The organism is Pseudomonas sp. 8_5_2 (assembly GCF_059295255.1).
Genome location: NZ_CM181238.1, coordinates 4,280,491 through 4,299,749 on the forward strand (window position 1 = coordinate 4,280,491; position 19,259 = coordinate 4,299,749).

Sequence of the window (19,259 nt, forward strand, 5' to 3'; positions counted from 1 at the left end):
GGTAAAGACAAAGGATCGCCAGGTGCAGAAACGAAAAAAGCGACCCGAAGGTCGCTTTTTTCGTAGCTTCAAGGCGTTCAAGGGGCCTTGAGGCGAAGATGGCGCAGCGGACGGGACTCGAACCCGCGACCCCCGGCGTGACAGGCCGGTATTCTAACCGACTGAACTACCGCTGCGTATCATTCAGGCTTGCGCCCGATTGAAACCTGGGTCTACCCTTCCGGCGCAGTGGCCTCAGGGCAGGCACAAAAAAAGCGATGACGTGATCGCTTCCTCTGTGTGTGCTTCAAGGTGTTCTAGGGACCTTGAAACGAAGATGGCGCAGCGGACGGGACTCGAACCCGCGACCCCCGGCGTGACAGGCCGGTATTCTAACCGACTGAACTACCGCTGCGTATCGTTCAGGCTTGCGCCCGATTGAAACTGGGATCAGCCAAAGGCAATTTGCCTTGTGGCTTCAGACCGGTGCCAGGCACCCATCTGTTACTTGAAAATGGCGCAGCGGACGGGACTCGAACCCGCGACCCCCGGCGTGACAGGCCGGTATTCTAACCGACTGAACTACCGCTGCGCAGTGCATTCCTCTCCGGCATTCAGCTTCTTGCGAAACCGTTTGCACCAGGAACTCTCAGGAAGTGGTGGGTGATGACGGGATCGAACCGCCGACCCTCTGCTTGTAAGGCAGATGCTCTCCCGGCTGAGCTAATCACCCCGCGATGTTGCTTGTTGCGTTTGCTTCGCTGAGGCCGCGAAATTTACGCAGGTGGCGAATCTAAGTCAATAGCCCCATTGAATTTTTTTCAAAAAGACAGGGCAGAGCATCACGCTCAGGTGTAGATCATCTTGCGGGTCATGCCGCCATCGACCACAAACTCCTGGCCGGTGACAAAAGCCGCCTGACGCGACAACAGCCAGGCCACCATGGCCGCTACATCTTCGACGGTCCCTACCCTGCCCGTGGGGTGCTGGGCATGGTCGGCTTCGGTCAACGGCTCGGCACGGCGCTGTGACGGGTCGCGGGCGTCGATCCAGCCCGGGCTCACCGCATTGACGCGGATCTCCGGGGCCAGGCTCATGGCCAGCGCATGGGTCAAGGCCACCAGGCCGCCCTTGCTCGCCGCATAGGCTTCGGTGTCAGGCTCGGACTGGCGCGCCCGGGTAGACGTCAGGTTGACGATCGCCCCATTGTGCGCACGCAGGTACGGCGCACAATGCTTGGCCAGCAGCATCGGGCCGTTGAGATTGACCGCCAGCACGCGGTTCCACTGCGCCAGGCTGAGGCTTTCGAGGGTCTGGTTGTGCGGGTTGGCGATGGCCGCGTTGCACACCAGCGCGTCCAGGCGTCCAAACTGGCCCAACACCTCGGAGACCCCGGCGCTGACCTGGGCCTCGTCGGCGACATCCATGGTGATGAACCAGGCATTGTCGCCCAGGGCCTTGGCCGCCTTGGCACCACGCGAGCGATCAAGGTCGCTGAGCACCACCTGCCAGCCTTCGCAGATCAGCCACGCGGCAATGCCCAAGCCGATGCCGCGGGCGGCACCGGTTACCAAGGCTACCCGGCCGTTGTGGCCGGGCACAGCGCCGCCGATCTCCATCACAGCGCGGCCAGCCCACGCGCCAGGTCGGCCTGCAGGTCGGCCACGTCTTCCAGGCCCACGGCAACGCGGATCAGGCTGTCGCGGATACCTGCGGCTTCTCGCTCCTGCGGCGACAGGCGGCCGTGGGAGGTGGTAGCCGGGTGGGCGATGGTGGTCTTGCTGTCACCCAGGTTGGTGGTGATCGAAATTACCCGGGTAGCGTCGATGAAGCGCCAGGCGCCTTCCTTGCCACCCTTGACCTCGAAGCTGACCACCGCACCAAAACCACTCATCTGGCGCTTGGCCAGTTCGTGCTGCGGGTGGCTCGGCAGGCCGGCGTAATGCACCTTTTCCACGCCATCCTGCTGCTCCAGCCATTCAGCCAGCGCCTGGGCGCTTTCGCAGTGCGCGCGCATGCGCAAGCGCAGGGTTTCAAGCCCCTTGGTGAAGATCCAGGCGTTGAATGGGCTGAGGGTGGGGCCTGCGGTACGCAGGAAGCCCACCACTTCTTTCATCTGCTCGGCACGGCCGGCAACCACGCCGCCCATGCAGCGACCCTGGCCGTCGATGAACTTGGTGGCCGAATGGAACACGATGTCGGCGCCCAGTTTCAGCGGCTGCTGCAGCGCCGGGGTGCTGAAACAGTTGTCGACCACCAGCATGGCCCCACGAGCATGGGCAATTTCGCTGAGGGCGGTGATATCGACCAGCTCGGCCAGCGGATTGGATGGCGACTCGACGATCAGCAGCTTGGTATTGGCTTTTATGGCCTGTTCCCAGCCACCGAGGTCGACCAGAGGCACATAGTCCACCTGCAGGCCGAAGCGCTTGAAGTATTTTTCGAACAGGCTGATGGTCGAGCCGAAGACGCTTTGCGACACCAGCACATGGTCGCCGGCACTGCACAGCGACATCACCACGGCCAGAATCGCCGCCATGCCGGTGGAGGTGCCCACGGCCTGCTCGGCGCCTTCCATGGCCGCCAGCCGCTCCTCGAAGGCGCGTACGGACGGGTTGGTGTAGCGCGAGTAGACGTTGCCCGGCGTTTCACCGGCAAAGCGCGCAGCAGCATCGGCTGCCGTGCGGAACACATAGCTGGAGGTCAGGAACAGCGCTTCGCTGTGCTCGCCCTCCGGTGTACGGTTTTGACCGGCGCGTACCGCCAGGGTGTCGAATCCGACACCCTCGAGGTCGCTGTCCAGTCGCCCGGCATCCCATTGATCCGTCATGCCGTCGCTCCCTGAATCAGTTGTTGTAGAGGTCGATGATCGCGCTGACCGCCTGGTGCTTGACCTTGGCCAGGTCATTACGGGCCTGCTCGATACGCTCGAGGTAGGCTTCGTCGATATCGCCGGTGACGTACTCACCGTTGAATACCGCGCAATCGAAGTGATCGATCTTGATCTTGCCGCCACCGACCGAATCGATCAGGTCCGGGAGGTCCTGGTAGATCAGCCAGTCGGCGCCGATCAACTCGGCCACCTGGTCGGTGGTACGGTTGTGGGCGATCAGTTCGTGAACACTCGGCATGTCGATGCCGTAGACGTTGGGGTAGCGTACAGCCGGGGCTGCGGAGCAGAAGTAGACATTCTTGGCGCCAGCTTCACGGGCCATCTGGATGATCTGCTTGCAGGTGGTGCCGCGCACGATCGAGTCGTCCACCAGCATCACGTTCTTGCCGCGGAATTCCAGCTCGATGGCGTTGAGCTTCTGGCGCACCGATTTCTTGCGCGCGGCCTGGCCGGGCATGATGAAGGTACGGCCGATGTAGCGGTTCTTGACGAAGCCTTCGCGGAACTTCACGCCCAGGCGATTGGCCAGCTCCAGCGCGGCCGTGCGGCTGGTGTCCGGGATCGGGATAACCACGTCGATATCATGCTCGGGGCGCTCGCGCATGATCTTGTCGGCCAGCTTTTCACCCATGCGCAGACGGGCCTTGTACACCGAGATGCCATCGATGATCGAGTCCGGGCGCGCCAGGTACACGTGCTCGAAGATGCACGGCTGCAGTTTTGGCGCTTCGGCGCACTGCTTGGTGAACAGCTGGCCGCCTTCGGTGATGTACACCGCTTCGCCCGGGGCCAGGTCGCGGATCAGGGTAAAGCCGAGCACGTCGAGGGCCACGCTTTCGGAGGCGATCATGTACTCCACGCCTTCGTCGGTGTGGCGCTGGCCGAACACCACCGGGCGGATGCCGTTAGGGTCACGGAAACCGACGATGCCGTAGCCGGTGATCATCGCCACCACGGCGTAACCGCCGACGCAGCGGCTGTGCACGTGGGAAACTGCAGCGAATACGTCTTCCTCGGTGGGCTGCAGCTTGCCGCGCACCGCCAGCTCATGGGCGAACACGTTCAGCAGCACTTCCGAGTCGGAGTTGGTGTTGACGTGGCGCAGGTCGGACTCGTAGATCTCCTTGGCCAGCTGCTCGACGTTGGTCAGGTTGCCGTTGTGTGCCAGGGTGATGCCATACGGAGAGTTGACATAGAACGGCTGGGCCTCGGCCGAGGTCGAGCTGCCCGCAGTCGGGTAGCGCACGTGGCCGATGCCGATGCTGCCGACCAGGCGCTGCATGTGGCGCTGCTGGAACACATCGCGCACCAGGCCATTATCCTTGCGCAGGAACAACCGGCCGTCATGGCTGGTCACGATACCGGCAGCGTCCTGGCCGCGGTGCTGGAGGACCGTAAGCGCGTCATACAGCGCCTGATTGACGTTCGACTTACCGACGATACCGACGATGCCACACATGCGACGCAACCCCTACTTTGACGAAACTTGAGTGAATAGCGCTCAGGGCTTAGCAGGCCCGAGCAACTGTTCCTTGAACGGAAGATCAGCGGGAGCGCTGATCAGTCCACCGGGCGTCCATTGGCCGGTAAAACCCAGGATCAGGTTTTTCGACCAGTCGGCGACCAGGAGAAATTGTGGTATCAGGCGTGATTCCTGCCACCAGGTATCTTGTTGCACCGGCCCCAGGCTGATCAGGCCTATGGCCACCACCACCAGCAAAGCCCCGCGCGCGGCACCGAATGCCATGCCCAGGAAACGATCGGTGCCGGACAATCCGGTCACGCGGATCAGCTCGCCGACCAGGAAGTTGACCATGGCCCCCACCAGCAAGGTGGCGACGAAAAGAATGGCGCAGCCAGCGATGACGCGCATCGATGGCGTCTGGATATAGCTCTCAAGATACACCGAGAGCGAACCGCCGAACATCCAGGCAACCGCACCGGCAATGATCCAGATGAGCAAGGACAAAGCCTCTTTGACGAAGCCGCGCTTGAGACTGATCAGTGTGGAGACGGCGATGATCGCGATGATCGCCCAATCAACCAGGGTAAATGCCACGGTGCTGCCTGCAGACGTTTGAGGCGGCGCATTTTACCAGAGCGCAGGGCTGGGAGTAAGCGGAATGTCAGCTGGATTGGTGTTTGCTTCATCGCCGGCAAGCCAGCTCCGACAGGGATCGCGCAAGCTTCTGGAATCAGGGGAAAACAGCTGCTTCCACCGGGATTGCACATGACTTGAGGCCGATGCGGTCGAGGTGGGAGCTGGCTTGCCGGTGATGGGCGGCATAGCCGCCCCGCGGCTATCAGCTGCGCTCGGGCTGGAAGCGCACGACAAAGCCCTTGAGACTGTTCTGGCGGTTGACCGCATCACGCACGCGCTCGGCCTCGGCCCGCTCGATCAGCGGCCCGACGTACACCCGGTTCATGCCACCCGCCGAACGGATATAGGCGTTGTAACCCTGGCTACGCAAGGTCTGCTGGAGTTTTTCTGCCCCTGCACGGTTGGACAGGCTGGCCAACTGGATAGACCAGCTGACCGGCAAGCCATTGACATCGATCTTCGAGGGCGCTGCAGCCTTGGCCTCGACTTTAGCTGCAGGTGCCGACGCCTGCGGCTTGACCGGTTGGGCCTGGGCCTGGGCCTGGGCCTGGGCCTGAGCCTGCGGCGACGGCGTGATCGGCTGGCTGGGGGGGCTGGCCGGTGCCGTCGACTCGTTGACCACCACCGGCGCCGGTTGCGGTTCTTCCGGAATCACCTGTGGCTCAGGCACGGCGACCGGCTCTACCTTCACTTCCGGCAAGCTGGGCATGGCCGGTGCCTGCGGGGCCTCGACGTGCACCTGGCGCATCTCGTCCTCGCGGGTGAACAGCATGGGCAGGAAAATCACCGCCAGCGCCACCAGCACCAGCGCACCCACCATGCGCTGTTTAATCCCTTTATCCAGCACTGCCATCTACTCCACCCTCATGGGCGTGCCGCTCCAGCCATTCCAGCGCCTGGGCAACACAGAAAAACGAACCGAACAGCAGGATCTGGTCATCCGCCGTCGCCTGCGCGCATTGCCCCTCAAGGGCGGCGTCGACACTGGCATAAGACTTCACTGCGGCGCCGAGGTTCGTCAAGGCCGTAGCCAGTTCTGCAGCCGGGCGGCTACGCGGGGTATCCAGCGGCGCCACGGCCCAGTGGTCGACCAGACCCTGCAGCGGCGCGACAACACCGCCCAGGTCCTTGTCCGCCAGCAGGCCGAACACCGCCAGGCGGCGCCCCTTGAGCGGCCGGGCTGCCAGGCGTCGGGCCAGGTACTGCGCAGCATGGGGGTTATGCCCCACATCCAGCAGCAGCTCCACCCGCTTGCCCTGCCAGCTCAGCACACGGCGGTCGAGGCGACCGGTGATGCGGGTATCCAGCAGCGCCTGGCGAACCTGCCCTGCGTCCCAAGGCAGGCCCATCAACAGGTAAGCCTGCAAAGCCAGGGTAGCGTTTTCCATGGGCAGATCGAGCAGCGGCAGGCCGCCTAGTTCGACTTGCGCGCCATCGGCTGCAGTGCCGCGCCAGCTCCAGCTGCCATCGGTGCTGCTCAGGTCGAAATCACGCCCGCGCAGGAACAACGGCGCGGCCAGGTCGGCAGCCTTGTCCAGCAACGGCTGCGGCGGATCCAGGTCACCGCACAACGCAGGCTTGCCCTGGCGGAAGATGCCGGCCTTCTCGAAGGCCACCCGTTCGCGGGTATCGCCCAGGTAATCGACATGGTCGACGCCGATACTGGTCACCAGTGCCAGGTCGGCATCCACCACATTGACGGTGTCCAGGCGACCACCAAGGCCCACTTCCAGCACCACGGCATCCAGCTGCGACTGGTAGAACAACCAGAACGCGGCCAGAGTGCCCATCTCGAAGTAGGTCAGGGAAATTTCGCCCCGCGCCGCCTCGACGGCGGCAAAGGCGTCGCACAGTTGCTGATCGCTGGCCTCTTGACCCTCGATCAGCACCCGTTCGTTGTAACGCAACAGGTGCGGCGAGCTGTACACGCCAACCTTCAGCCCCTGGGCACGCAACAGCGAGGCTACGAAGGCGCAGGTGGAACCCTTGCCGTTGGTGCCGGTTACCGTCACCACGCGTGGCGCCAGCTTGCCCAGCGCCAGCCGGGCAAGCACCTTCTGCGACCGCTCCAGGCCCATGTCGATGGCCGAGGGGTGCAATTGCTCGAGGTAGGCGAGCCATTCGCCCAGGGATCGTTGTTTCATCACGCGACGGCAGCCGCCTCACGCGCTTGCTCCGGGGTTTCCTGGCCGGTCATCTGCGCCAGCAGGCGGGCCAGACGCGGGCGCAGTTCGCCACGGGAGATGATCAGGTCGATGGCGCCGTGCTCCAGCAGGAACTCGCTGCGCTGGAAGCCTTCTGGCAGCTTCTCGCGCACGGTCTGCTCGATCACCCGCGGGCCGGCGAAGCCGATCAGTGCCTTCGGCTCACCGACGATAACGTCGCCGAGCATTGCCAGGCTGGCGGAAACACCGCCGTACACCGGGTCGGTCAGCACCGAGATGAACGGGATGCCTTCCTCGCGCAAGCGCGCCAGCACGGCAGAGGTCTTGGCCATCTGCATCAGCGAGATCAGCGCTTCCTGCATGCGTGCACCGCCAGAGGCGGAGAAGCAGATCATCGGGCAGCGGTTTTCCAGCGCGTAGTTGGCAGCACGCACGAAACGCTCGCCGACGATGGCGCCCATGGAACCCCCCATGAACGAGAACTCGAAGGCGCTGACCACGATCGGCATGCCCATCAGGGTGCCGCTCATGGAGATCAGCGCGTCTTTCTCGCCGGTCTGCTTTTGCGCGCCGGTCAGGCGGTCCTTGTACTTCTTGCCATCACGGAACTTCAGGCGGTCGACCGGCTCCAGGTCAGCGCCCAGCTCGGCACGGCCTTCGGCGTCGAGGAAGATGTCGATACGCGCGCGTGCACCGATGCGCATGTGGTGGTTGCACTTGGGGCAGACATCCAGGGTCTTTTCCAGCTCCGGACGATACAGCACGGCCTCGCAGGCCGGGCACTTGTGCCACAGGCCTTCTGGCACCGAGCTCTTCTTCACCTCGGAACGCATGATCGAAGGGATCAGTTTGTCGACTAACCAGTTGCTCATGCTTTCTTTCTCCAGTATTGGCAGGCGGGGGACCGGTGTCGCCGGCCCTGCCCTTGAGCTCAAAATCTTATGGAACGTTGCTGGACCGGCCGCGAGACTTCCCGCGCGCCACTCCAGCGCTAATGTGTTGTTTTGCCGTCAGATGTACTGACGACTGCCGCGCAGGGCTGCGAAAGTTATGGACGATGGCGCGCAGCCAGCCGTCACATCTGCCATCACGCCTGTTTCACCGCACGCATGAAGGCTTCGATTTTAGCCGCATCCTTGATGCCCTTGGCCTGTTCGACGCCGCCGCTGACATCCACCGCGTAAGGCTGCACCTGGGCAATGGCCCGACCGACGTTATCGGCCGACAGCCCGCCGGCGAGGATGACTGGCTTGCTCAGGCGCGCCGGCACCAATGACCAGTCGAAGGCTTCACCGGTTCCCCCGGGTACGCCCTTCACGTAGGTGTCCAGCAAAATACCGCGGGCACCCGAATAGGTTTTGCAGGCTGCTTCCAGGTCGTCGCCCGGGCGTACGCGCAAGGCCTTGATCCAGGGGCGGTGGAAACCCTCGCAGTCCTGCGGGGCTTCATCGCCGTGGAACTGTAGCAGGTCCAGCGGCACCACTTCGAGGATCTCGTTCAGCTCGCAACGCGTGGCGTTGACGAACAGCCCGACCGTGGTCACGAACGGCGGCAGCTCGGCGATGATCGCCCGAGCCTGGAGCACGTCCACAGCCCGGGGGCTCCTGGCATAGAAGACGAAGCCGATGGCATCGGCACCCGCTTCGGCAGCGGCCAGTGCGTCCTCGATGCGGGTGATCCCGCAAATCTTGGTGCGTACATTGCTCATGGACAGCGAACCCTGCTGGTTACGGTGAAAGGCCGGATGTTAGCAAATGACTTTAGCGCCCGTCAGTCAGCCAACGCCTCGAAACCGGTCAGAAAGTGTGGGCCAATGTAACGCTGGGGCAGCGCGAACTCCTCCGGGTACTCCACCTGCACCAGATACAGCCCGTAAGGATGTGCGGTCACCCCGCCTTCGCTGCGGTTGCGCCCTTCCAGCACCTCGCGCGCCCAGGTAACCGGGCGCTCGCCGGCACCAATGGCCATCAGCACCCCGGCAATGTTGCGCACCATGTGGTGCAGGAAGGCGGTGGCGCGCACGTCCAGCACGATCATCTGGCCATGGCGGGTAACGCGCAGGTGGTAAATGTGCTTGATTGGCGACTTGGCCTGGCACTGGCTGGCGCGGAAGGCGCTGAAGTCGTGGGTGCCGAGCAGGAACTGCGCGGCTTCGGCCATGCGCTCGACGTCCAGTGGACGGTGGTTCCAGGTAACTTCCTCGGCCAGGTGCGCCGGGCGGATCGGGTCGTTGTAGATGACGTAGCGGTAGCGCCGGGCACAGGCCTTGAAGCGGGCATGGAAGTCGGCCGACATCGGCCGCGACCAGACCACGCTGATGTCGTGCGGCAGGTTGAAGTTGGTGCCCATGGTCCAGGCGCGTTCGTCGCGCACGGCGCGGGTGTCGAAGTGCACGATCTGCCCGCAGCCGTGTACGCCGGCATCGGTACGCCCGGCGCAGACCACCGCGATTGGCTCGTTGGCCACCGTGGACAGCGCCTGCTCCAGCGCTTGCTGCACGCTCGGCACACCGCTGGCCTGGCGCTGCCAGCCGCGGTAACGCGCGCCCTTGTATTCCACGCCCAGGGCGATACGGGAGTAGCCTTCGGCCGCAGATTCGGTGGCGGCGCTGTCGATGATGTCCAAGAGCATGAAACCTGTGGGGTGTACGGAATGGCGGGGATTATAACGACAACGGCAGCCGCGTAGGGCTGCCGTTGAAGGTGTATCGCGTTCCAGGACCTCGATCAGACCAGTCGAGACAACATGTCCTCGGCTTCCTGACGCTGGGTGTCGTCGCCGTCCTTGACTACCTCATCAAGGATGTCGCGCGCGCCCTGGTTGTCACCCATGTCGATATAGGCACGGGCCAGGTCGAGCTTGGTGGCCACTTCATCACTGCCGGAGAAGAAGTCGAAGTCGAGGTCGTCCAGCGGCTCTGGCTCCGGCTGTGCAGCCGCATCCTCGCTGGTGAAGTGCGGCTCCAGCGACGGCGACTCGAGGCTCTGCGACAGTTTGTCCAGCTCGGCGTTGACGTCGTCCAGCTCCGAAGCGAAGCTCTTGGCGGCTGGCGAGTCATCTTCCAGCGACAACGACAGGTCGAAGTCTGACGGCAGGTCGAAATCGGAGATCGGGTCGAACGCCGGCACGCTGTCGAAGGCATCCAGCTCCGCAGCGACATCCACCGGGGTCTCTGCCACTGCTTGCGGGGCAGCCGGGGTGACAGGCTCGGTGATATCGAGGTCGAAATCGGACAGGTCCACAGCAGGCTGGGGCTCGGCCTGGGCCAGCATGGCCTCGAAGTCTGCATCGGCCTCAGCCTGCAGCTCGGCGTCCACGGCAAACGGTTCTTCTTCAGGCTGCGCCTCTTCCAGCGAAGGCTCATCCAGTACCGGTTCGTCGGGCTCGGGCGCCTGCGCCAGCGGCTCGTCCAGCAGCGGTGCTGCCAGCGGGTCCTCTTCGGGCAGGTCTTCACCCAGGCTCAAGTCAAAGGCGCTGTCCAGGTCCTGCTCGTCCAGGCCTGGCTCATCGAGGGTCGACACTTCGTCGAAGGCATCCAGTTCAGCCTCCGGCTCGAGTGCTGCCTCAGGCTCCGCTTGCGCTACAACATCCGGCTCGGGCTCGAATTCCGGCACTTCTTCAGGCACAACGTCAGCCACCGCTGGCGCTTCAGGCTGATCCTGCAGCAGGCCCTGCACGTACTGCTCATCCATTTCGGCAGCCAGCGCCGCCGCACCCAGGCCGGCTGCGGCCAGGCTGAGCATCGCCGGGTAGCGTTCCTTCAGCCCGGCGACTTCTGCAGCATTCTGCTCGGTTGCCGGCAGCTTGCGCTCCTGCTCGACGAACGCGCTCTGGTCACCTTGGCGGGCGTACACGTCCATCAGCTTCAGGCGCAGGTCATCACGCTGCGGCGCTGCGGCCACGGCGGGCTCCAGCAGCTCGGTAGCGCGGTTCAGGCGGCCTTCGGCCAGGCATTGATCGACCTCCGCCAGCAAACCGGGGTACGGATCTGTTTCAGGCTCGGGCAGCGGTTCGGCGACTGGCGCAGCCGCTTTTTCTGCAGCAACGGCAGCGGCGGCCGACGCGGCCACCACGGCTGGCGACAGGGTGACGCTGGGCTCCGAGACTTCAACGCCATCAAGGCTATCGGTATCGGTGTCAAAGCCCGTGCCTTGCTCTTCTTCCAGTGCCCGCGCCATCCGCAAGTGTTTCTCGGCCTCTTGCTGGGCCTTGCGCTTGCGCGCCAGCAGCCACAGCAGCAGGGCCAGTACCAGAAGGGTAGAACCGGCAATCAGCCAGAGCAGCCACGGGTTGCCGAGGATCTGCTGGAGTGCGCTGTCCGGCTGGCTGGCAGGCGCTGGCGCGGCAGCAGGTGCCGACTCGGGCGCGGTGTCGACGGCAGCGGGCGCTGGCTCGACCGAAGGCTGCGCAGCGGCGGCTGGCTGGCTCACAGCAGCGGCAGCCGTTGCCGGGGTGGCTGCGCCCTGCCCTTCGAGGCGCGCGAGCTGGTTGTTTTTCAGCTCGATCAGACGCTGCAGCTTGTCCAGCTGGCTCTGCAGGTCGGACATGCGGCTTTGCAGTTCTTCGTTGTCACGGCGGCTGGTGTCCAGACTTTCCTGGGCCAAGGCCAGCTTGTCGCTGAGGGCTTTGGTCTGACCGCCACTGGCCTGGTTGCCCGGGCTGACCAGGCGCAGGTTGTCACCTTGGGCGATAACCGACGGCGCGGCCTCGGCGGCGCCACGGCGGGTGGCGTCCAGCTGGCGGGCACGCGGGCCCAGGCGGCGGCCTTCACGCCAGGCGGCATACTGTTCGGCCACCTCGCTGTTGGCCTCTCCCTGCGCGATGTTCTGGACCTGCTGCTGGTCGGGCAGGCGCAGTACCTGGCCAACCTTCAGCTGGTTGATGTTGTTGCCGATGAATGCGTCCGGGTTCAGCGCCTGGATGGCGATCATGGTCTGCTGGATCGAGCCACCCTGGGTGTTGCGCGCGGCAATCTGCCACAAGGTGTCGCGGCGCTGGGTGGTGTAACTGCTGGCACCGGTGACCGCCGAGGCAACGTTGCCGGCCGCCTGCTTGTCGCCCTGGGCCCTGGCCTGGTCGAGCAGTACGCTGTAGTCACGCAGCAGACGGCCTTGCGGCCACATTACCTGGACCAGGAATTTGACCACTGGCCCCGGCAGCGGTTGGCTGGAGGTCACCCGCAGCACGCTTCTGCCGTTGGGGTTGATCACTGGTGTGAAGGTCAGGTCTTCGAGGTAGGTCGGAAACGCCACCCCGGCCTTGCTGAACTCTTCCGGGGGCGCCAGGCTCGGCGCTACTTCGGCCGCCTTGAGGTCGCGCACGTCGAGCAATTCGATCTCGGCGTCCAGCGGCTGATTCTGTGCCGACTTCAGGGTCAGCTCCCCCAAGCCCAGGGCATTCGCCATGCCAGACGACAGCGCGGATGCTGCAGCCATGGCCAGAACCAGTTTGCGAATTCGAAGCATGACCTCTTCCCTTGTATGAATCGTCCCGAAACCTGCATGCGGAGCAGGACAAATATGCTCGCCAGTATCTTTTACGGCATGTGTTTAATCAACAATTGTGCCACTTGCACGGCATTGAGCGCGGCGCCTTTGCGCACGTTGTCGGTGGTGAGCCAGAGGTTGAGCTGCTGGTCTTCATCAACACCGTGACGTACACGACCAACATAGACCACGTCTTGGCCCACTGCGTCACCTACCGGGGTCGGATAATCATCACGCTCCACCAGCTCGAGGCTGTCAGCCGCCTCCAGGGCCTGGTTGACGGCGTCCAGGTCGACCGGGCGACGGCTTTCTACGGCCACACTGAAGCTATCGCCGAAAAACACCGGGACTTGAACGCAGCTCACGGAAATCTTCAGCTCAGGCAAGTCCAGCAGCACGCGCAGCTCGCTGACCAGGCGGCGCTCCAGCAGCGTGTGGCCCTGCTCATCGGCTGCGCCGACCTGGGCCAGCAGGTTGAACGCCACCTGACGGTCGAAGAAACGCGGCTCAAGCGGGCGGGCATTGAGCAGTTCGGCGGTTTGCCGGGCAAGTTCGCTGACCGCTTCGCGGCCTTGTGCAGACACCGCCAGCGCGGCCATCACCTGCACCCGCTCGATGTCCAGCAGGCTTTTAAGCGGCGCCAGCGCCACGGCCAGGGCAACGGCGGCCGAGCATGGGCTGACAATGCGTGCCGGCAGTGCCAGGCCGGCCAGGCGTTCGGCGTTGGCTTCGGGCACCAGTGCCAGGGCATCGTCCAGGCCACCGGACAGGTCGATGACCGAGCAGCCGGCCTGCAGCGCCTTGCCGGCGAAGCTGCGGCTGACAGCGGCGCCGGTGGCGAAGAAGGCCAGCTTGACCTGGGCGAAGTCGAAGCTGTCGACTTCACGCACCTTGAGCTTTTTGCCGGCGAACATGACGCTGCTGCCTGCCGATTCCATGCTGGCCAGCAGGTGCAGGGTGCCGACCGGGAACGCCAGTTCTTCGAGGACCTGTACCAGGGTTTCACCGACGCTGCCGGTGGCGCCGACGACGGCGATATCGAATGTTGGGTTCATGCGGGCTGCCTCTGGCGAAACGGGAGCGGCACTTTACTCGGATTGTTGGGGCGAGGCCAATGCCGTCTATGCGCTTCTCGTATCGGCCTCGATGAACATTTGCGGATATAAAAAAACCCGCGCTGTCGCCAGCACGGGTTTTCGGTCACAGCAGAACGATCAACGCTCCAGCAGGATCCGCAGCATGCGGCGCAGCGGTTCGGCGGCACCCCACAGCAGCTGGTCGCCCACGGTGAACGCACCCAGGTACTGCGAACCCATGTTCAGCTTGCGCAAACGGCCAACCGGTACGTTCAGGGTACCGGTGACGTTGGTCGGGCTCAGTTCCTGCATGCTGATTTCACGCTGGTTCGGCACCAGCTTCACCCAAGGGTTGTGCTGGCTGATCATGCCTTCGATATCGGCGATCGGCACGTCCTTGTTCAGCTTGATGGTCAGCGCCTGGCTATGGCAACGCATGGCGCCGATGCGCACGCAGATACCATCGACCGGGATCGGGCTCTTGAAGCGGCCGAGGATCTTGTTGGTCTCGGCCTGGGCCTTCCATTCTTCGCGGCTCTGGCCGTTTGGCAGCTCCTTGTCGATCCAAGGGATCAGGCTGCCCGCCAGCGGCACACCGAAGTTCTCGGTCGGGTACGCCTCGCTGCGCATCGCTTCGGCCACCTTGCGGTCGATGTCGAGGATGGCGCTGGCCGGGTTGGCCAGGTCTTCGGCGACGGCCGCGTGGGTGGCGCCCATCTGCTTGATCAGCTCGCGCATGTTCTGCGCACCGGCACCCGAAGCTGCCTGGTAGGTCATGGCGCTCATCCACTCGACCAGGCCGGCTTCGAACAGGCCGCCCAGGCCCATCAGCATCAGGCTGACGGTGCAGTTGCCGCCGATGTAATTCCTGGTACCGGCGTCCAGCTGCTGGTCGATGACCTTGCGGTTGACCGGGTCGAGGATGATCACTGCGTCATCCTGCATGCGCAGGGACGAAGCAGCGTCGATCCAGTAGCCCTGCCAACCGGCTTCACGCAGCTTGGGGAACACCTCGTTGGTGTAGTCGCCGCCCTGGCAGGTCAGGATCACGTCGAGGGTCTTGAGTTCTTCAATCGAATAAGCGTCCTTGAGCGGCGCTGTATCCTTGCCGACGTTGGGGCCTTGGCCACCGACATTGGAAGTAGTGAAGAACACCGGCTCGATGAGGTCGAAATCCTGCTCCTCCAGCATCCGCTGCATGAGCACGGAACCGACCATACCGCGCCAACCGATCAGACCTACACGTTTCATCGCAACTACACCTTTGCTAAAAGTGGGCCGCCACCAGGAATTTGGGGTGGCGGGCCAGAGAGATTACAGATTCCGCAGCGCTGCGACTACTGCGTCGCCCATTTCCTGCGTACCTACTTTACGGCAGCCTTCCGAGAAGATGTCGCCGGTGCGCAGGCCCTGGTCCAGGACCAGGCTTACCGCCTTCTCGATGGCATCGGCGGCAGCCGTCTGGTTGAAGCTGTAGCGCAGCATCATCGACACCGACAGGATGGTCGCCAGCGGGTTGGCGATGCCAAGGCCGGCGATGTCCGGCGCCGAGCCGTGGCACGGCTCGTACATGCCCTTGTTGTCGGCATCCAGCGACGCCGAAGGCAGCATGCCGATGGAACCGGTCAGCATGGAAGCTTCATCCGACAGAATGTCACCGAACATGTTGTCGGTCACCATCACGTCGAACTGCTTGGGTGCACGTACCAGCTGCATGGCAGCGTTGTCGACGTACATGTGGCTCAGCTCGACATCCGGGTAGTCCTTGGCCACCTCTTCGACCACTTCACGCCACAGCTGGCTGGAAGCCAGGACGTTGGCCTTGTCCACCGAGCACAGCTTCTTGCCACGTACCCGGGCCATGTCGAAGCCGACACGGGCAATGCGGCGCACTTCGCTTTCGCTGTACGGCAGGGTGTCATAAGCCTGGCGCTCGCCACCTTCCAGCTCGCGCTGGCCACGCGGGGCACCAAAGTAGATGCCGCCGGTCAGCTCGCGGACGATGAGGATGTCCAGGCCGGCGACGATTTCCGGCTTCAGCGACGAGGCATCGGCCAGTTGCGGGTAGAGGATGGCCGGGCGCAGGTTGGCGAACAGACCCAGTTGCGAACGGATTTTCAGCAGGCCGCGCTCCGGGCGGATATCACGCTCGATCTTGTCCCACTTCGGCCCACCCACGGCGCCCAGCAGCACGGCATCGGCCTTGCGCGCACGCTCCAGGGTTTCGTCGGCCAGCGGCACGCCGTGCTTGTCAATGGCAGCGCCGCCGATCACGTCGTGCTGCAGGTTGAAACCGAGCTGGAACTTGTCATTGGCCAGGTCCAGCACCTTGACCGCTTCGGCCATGATTTCCGGGCCGATACCATCACCTGGGAGAATCAGAATCTGCTTGCTCATGCTTTCCTCTATTCATTCACGCGGTGCGGCCATGCGGGCCCCACCGAAAGGTTCTTAACGCTCTGCCCACAACACCAGCACGTCGGTGCTGAACGAGCCATCGGCCTCGATCTGGTAATACTGCCGTACTTCTTCACCCATCGCTTGCTGCAATTGGCGAATGGCCACGCGCATCGGCTCGGGCGTACGCATGCGCTCGACCCAGGTGCTCCACTCAAGGCGCAACGGCTGGCGGGTGTGACTGCGCACATGCAGGCCGGCTTCGCTGACCTGGCGCTGCCATTGGGCGGCGGAGTAGTCGCGCACGTGGCTGGTGTCGCGCAGCACTTCGACCGTTTGCAGGTAGGTGTCGAGCAGCGGGCTGCCGGGTGACATCACATCGATGAACGCCGCCACGCCACCAGGCTTGAGCACCCGACGCACTTCGCGCAGGGCCAGGCCCAGGTCGCTCCAGTGGTGGGCGGAGTAGCGGCTGAAGACGAAGTCGAACGCGCCATCGGCGAACGGCAGGCGCTCGGCCGCGCCGCGCTCGGTGGTGATATTGGCCAGGCCGCGCTCGCTGGCGGCGCTGGCGACCACGTCGAGCATGGCTTGCGAGAGGTCGTAGGCGACCACTTCGGCGACCAGCGGGGCGACGTGGAAGCTGACATGACCGGCACCGCAGCCCAGGTCCAGCACGCGGGCATGGCCCTGGCCTGCCAGCTCGGCTTGCAGCAGGGCAAATTCACTGCCCTGGGCGTGCACGGCGCTGCTGAGGTAGGCGCTGGCCTGTTCGCCGAACTGGCGCTGGACCACATCGGTGTGCTGGGTGCTGGTCATGGCTAAATCCTTTGGTATTTTTTGTTGCCTGTGTCGGCCCTATCGCCGGCAAGCCAGCTCCCACAAAGAACCCACAGTATTAAGACCTGTTGTATTCCTGGGGGAGCGGGTTTACCCGCGAAGAGGCCGGCACAGCCAGTACAAATGCCGGCTATATCAATCAGGCATCACGGAACAGCCAAGGCTGGCTGGCGCGGTGCTTGCCCTCGAAGGCCTTGATCGCATCGCCGTCCTGCAAGGTAAGGCCGATATCGTCCAGGCCATTGAGCAGGCAGTGCTTGCGGAACGCGTCGATTTCGAAGTGCAGCACCTTGCCATCCGGGCGGGTCACTGCCTGCGCCTGCAGGTCAATGGTCAGCTGGTAACCCGGGTTGGCCTCGACCTGCTTGAACAGCTCGTCCACTTCCTCATCGCTGAGGATGATCGGCAGCAAACCGTTCTTGAAGCTGTTGTTGAAGAAGATGTCGGCAAAGCTTGGCGCGATCACGCTACGGAAGCCGTACTCGTCCAGGGCCCACGGGGCATGCTCGCGGCTGGAACCGCAACCGAAGTTCTCCCGCGCCAGCAATACACTGGCACCCTGATAACGCTCGTGGTTGAGCACAAACTCATTGTTCAACGGGCGTTTGCTGTTGTCCTGATAGGGCTGCCCCACGTCCAGGTAACGCCATTCGTCGAACAGGTTGGGGCCAAAGCCGGTGCGCTTGATCGACTTCAGAAACTGCTTGGGGATGATCTGGTCGGTGTCGACGTTGGCACGGTCCAACGGCGCGACGAGGCCAGTGTGCTGGGTAAAGGCTTTCATGCTGCGCTCCCTTGGATCAACTCGCGAACATCGATGAAGTGGCCAGTCACCGCAGCAGCGGCAGCCATGGCCGGGCTGACCAGGTGGGTACGCCCACCGGCGCCCTGGCGGCCTTCGAAGTTGCGGTTGGAGGTGGACGCGCAGTGCTCGCCACTCTCCAGCCGGTCCGGGTTCATCGCCAGGCACATCGAGCAGCCTGGTTCACGCCATTCGAAACCGGCTTCGACGAAGATCTTGTCCAGGCCTTCACGCTCGGCCTGGGCCTTGACCAGGCCCGAACCCGGCACAACGATGGCCTGCTTGACGGTAGCCGCCACCTTGCGGCCCTTGGCGATTTCCGCCGCAGCACGCAGGTCTTCGATACGCGAATTGGTGCACGAGCCGATGAACACGCGGTCCAGCTGGATATCGGTGATGGCCTGGTTGGCGGTCAGGCCCATGTACTTCAAGGCGCGCTCGATCGAGCCACGCTTGACCAGGTCGGCCTCGGCGGCCGGGTCCGGTACGCGCTGGTCGACGGCCAGGACCATCTCGGGCGAGGTGCCCCAGCTGACCTGCGGCTTGATCTGGCCGGCATCCAGTTCGACCACGGTGTCGAACACCGCATCGTCATCGGAAACCAGGTCTTTCCAGGCTTCTACAGCACGTTCCCACTGCTCGCCCTTCGGCGCGTACGGGCGGCCTTCGACGTAGGCAACGGTGGTGGCGTCAGTGGCCACCAGGCCGACACGTGCACCGGCTTCGATGGACATGTTGCAGATGGTCATGCGGCCTTCCATCGACAATTCGCGGATCGCGCTGCCGGCGAACTCCATGGCGTGGCCGTTACCGCCGGCGGTGCCGATCTTGCCGATCACGGCCAGGACGATGTCCTTGGCGGTAACGCCGGCAGGCAACTGGCCTTCCACGCGCACCAGCATGTTCTTCATCTTCTTGGCGACCAGGCACTGGGTGGCGAGCACATGCTCTACCTCGGAGGTACCGATGCCGTGGGCCAGGGCACCAAAGGCGCCATGGGTGGAGGTGTGCGAGTCGCCGCAGACCACGGTCATGCCTGGCAAGGTGGCACCCTGCTCCGGGCTGATGACGTGGACGATGCCCTGGCGCACGTCGTTCATCTTGAATTCGACGATGCCGTATTCGTCACAGTTCTCGTCAAGGGTCTGCACCTGCAGGCGCGATACCTGGTCGGCGATGGCCTCGATGCCGCCCTTGCGCTCTGGCGTGGTCGGCACGTTGTGGTCTGGCGTGGCGATGTTGGTGTCGATGCGCCAAGGTTTGCGGCTAGCCAGGCGCAGGCCTTCGAAGGCTTGGGGCGACGTCACTTCGTGGATGATGTGGCGGTCGATGTAGATCAAGGACGAGCCGTCATCACGGCGCTTGACCTCATGGGCTTCCCAGAGTTTGTCGTAGAGCGTTTTGCCAGCCATCAGACTGTTCCTCATCAGCGTTCTTTCTATGCCAAAAACCCCTTGGCTTGTATGGACGATGCTATGGGGTTAGATTGAATAACTCAAATTCATAATTTTTATGCTTTG

Annotated in this window: 16 protein-coding genes and 4 tRNA genes; all 20 read right to left on the minus strand. The window is 63.7% G+C overall.

Annotation, left to right across the window (positions count from 1 at the left end; translation table 11 throughout):
* Positions 1-99: 99 nt before the first annotated feature.
* Positions 100-176 (minus strand) — tRNA-Asp (locus AC5O5R_RS19630).
* 141 nt (positions 177-317) lie between these two features.
* A tRNA-Asp gene (locus AC5O5R_RS19635) sits at positions 318-394 on the minus strand.
* A 100-nt stretch (positions 395-494) separates the two neighbouring features.
* Positions 495-571: transfer RNA gene (locus AC5O5R_RS19640), tRNA-Asp, on the minus strand.
* A gap of 65 nt (positions 572-636) precedes the next feature.
* Positions 637-712: transfer RNA gene (locus AC5O5R_RS19645), tRNA-Val, on the minus strand.
* Between the two features lie 115 nt (positions 713-827).
* Positions 828-1,598 (minus strand): SDR family oxidoreductase, encoded by a 771-nt coding sequence (locus tag AC5O5R_RS19650; protein WP_172218583.1) that lies wholly within the window; start codon positions 1,596-1,598, stop codon positions 828-830.
* The gene (locus AC5O5R_RS19655) at positions 1,598-2,809 is read right to left on the minus strand and encodes an O-succinylhomoserine sulfhydrylase (protein ID WP_172218584.1); all 1,212 of its coding nucleotides are present in this window, start codon (positions 2,807-2,809) and stop codon (positions 1,598-1,600) included. Before AC5O5R_RS19655 ends, AC5O5R_RS19650 begins: the two co-directional genes overlap by 1 nt.
* A gap of 16 nt (positions 2,810-2,825) precedes the next feature.
* A complete protein-coding gene (gene purF / locus AC5O5R_RS19660; protein WP_172218585.1) occupies positions 2,826-4,331 on the minus strand; it encodes an amidophosphoribosyltransferase in 1,506 nt (501 codons plus the stop codon).
* Between the two features lie 42 nt (positions 4,332-4,373).
* The gene (locus AC5O5R_RS19665) at positions 4,374-4,931 is read right to left on the minus strand and encodes a CvpA family protein (protein WP_172218586.1); all 558 of its coding nucleotides are present in this window, start codon (positions 4,929-4,931) and stop codon (positions 4,374-4,376) included.
* 244 nt (positions 4,932-5,175) lie between these two features.
* Entirely contained in the window at positions 5,176-5,826 is a 651-nt protein-coding gene (locus AC5O5R_RS19670) for an SPOR domain-containing protein (RefSeq protein ID WP_172218587.1), read from the minus strand.
* The gene (gene folC, locus AC5O5R_RS19675; RefSeq protein WP_172218588.1) at positions 5,810-7,117 is read right to left on the minus strand and encodes a bifunctional tetrahydrofolate synthase/dihydrofolate synthase; all 1,308 of its coding nucleotides are present in this window, start codon (positions 7,115-7,117) and stop codon (positions 5,810-5,812) included. The genes AC5O5R_RS19670 and folC overlap by 17 nt, the downstream gene beginning before the upstream one ends.
* Positions 7,117-8,010 carry an acetyl-CoA carboxylase, carboxyltransferase subunit beta gene (accD, locus tag AC5O5R_RS19680; protein ID WP_172218589.1) on the minus strand — a complete coding sequence of 298 codons (894 nt, stop codon included), beginning with the start codon at positions 8,008-8,010 and terminating at the stop codon, positions 7,117-7,119. The genes folC and accD overlap by 1 nt, the downstream gene beginning before the upstream one ends.
* A 215-nt stretch (positions 8,011-8,225) precedes the next feature.
* Entirely contained in the window at positions 8,226-8,846 is a 621-nt protein-coding gene (locus tag AC5O5R_RS19685) for a phosphoribosylanthranilate isomerase (RefSeq protein WP_172218591.1), read from the minus strand.
* Between the two features lie 62 nt (positions 8,847-8,908).
* The gene (gene truA, locus AC5O5R_RS19690) at positions 8,909-9,769 is read right to left on the minus strand and encodes a tRNA pseudouridine(38-40) synthase TruA (RefSeq protein ID WP_172218593.1); all 861 of its coding nucleotides are present in this window, start codon (positions 9,767-9,769) and stop codon (positions 8,909-8,911) included.
* A 95-nt stretch (positions 9,770-9,864) separates the two neighbouring features.
* Positions 9,865-12,603 carry a FimV/HubP family polar landmark protein gene (locus tag AC5O5R_RS19695; RefSeq protein WP_172218595.1) on the minus strand — a complete coding sequence of 913 codons (2,739 nt, stop codon included), beginning with the start codon at positions 12,601-12,603 and terminating at the stop codon, positions 9,865-9,867.
* A gap of 71 nt (positions 12,604-12,674) precedes the next feature.
* Positions 12,675-13,679, minus strand: a complete 1,005-nt coding sequence (locus AC5O5R_RS19700; RefSeq protein ID WP_172218597.1) for an aspartate-semialdehyde dehydrogenase — start codon at positions 13,677-13,679, stop codon at positions 12,675-12,677.
* Between the two features lie 159 nt (positions 13,680-13,838).
* Positions 13,839-14,951 (minus strand): aspartate-semialdehyde dehydrogenase, encoded by a 1,113-nt coding sequence (gene asd / locus AC5O5R_RS19705; protein WP_172218599.1) that lies wholly within the window; start codon positions 14,949-14,951, stop codon positions 13,839-13,841.
* Between the two features lie 63 nt (positions 14,952-15,014).
* Positions 15,015-16,097, minus strand: coding sequence for a 3-isopropylmalate dehydrogenase (gene leuB, locus AC5O5R_RS19710; RefSeq protein WP_172218601.1), 1,083 nt, complete (start codon positions 16,095-16,097; stop codon positions 15,015-15,017).
* Positions 16,098-16,151: 54 nt separating this feature from the next.
* Positions 16,152-16,916, minus strand: a complete 765-nt coding sequence (locus AC5O5R_RS19715) for a class I SAM-dependent methyltransferase (protein ID WP_494514655.1) — start codon at positions 16,914-16,916, stop codon at positions 16,152-16,154.
* A 160-nt stretch (positions 16,917-17,076) separates the two neighbouring features.
* Entirely contained in the window at positions 17,077-17,721 is a 645-nt protein-coding gene (gene leuD, locus AC5O5R_RS19720; RefSeq protein ID WP_172218605.1) for a 3-isopropylmalate dehydratase small subunit, read from the minus strand.
* The gene (gene leuC / locus AC5O5R_RS19725; RefSeq protein ID WP_172218607.1) at positions 17,718-19,151 is read right to left on the minus strand and encodes a 3-isopropylmalate dehydratase large subunit; all 1,434 of its coding nucleotides are present in this window, start codon (positions 19,149-19,151) and stop codon (positions 17,718-17,720) included. The genes leuD and leuC overlap by 4 nt, the downstream gene beginning before the upstream one ends.
* Between the last annotated feature and the right edge of the window lie 108 nt (positions 19,152-19,259).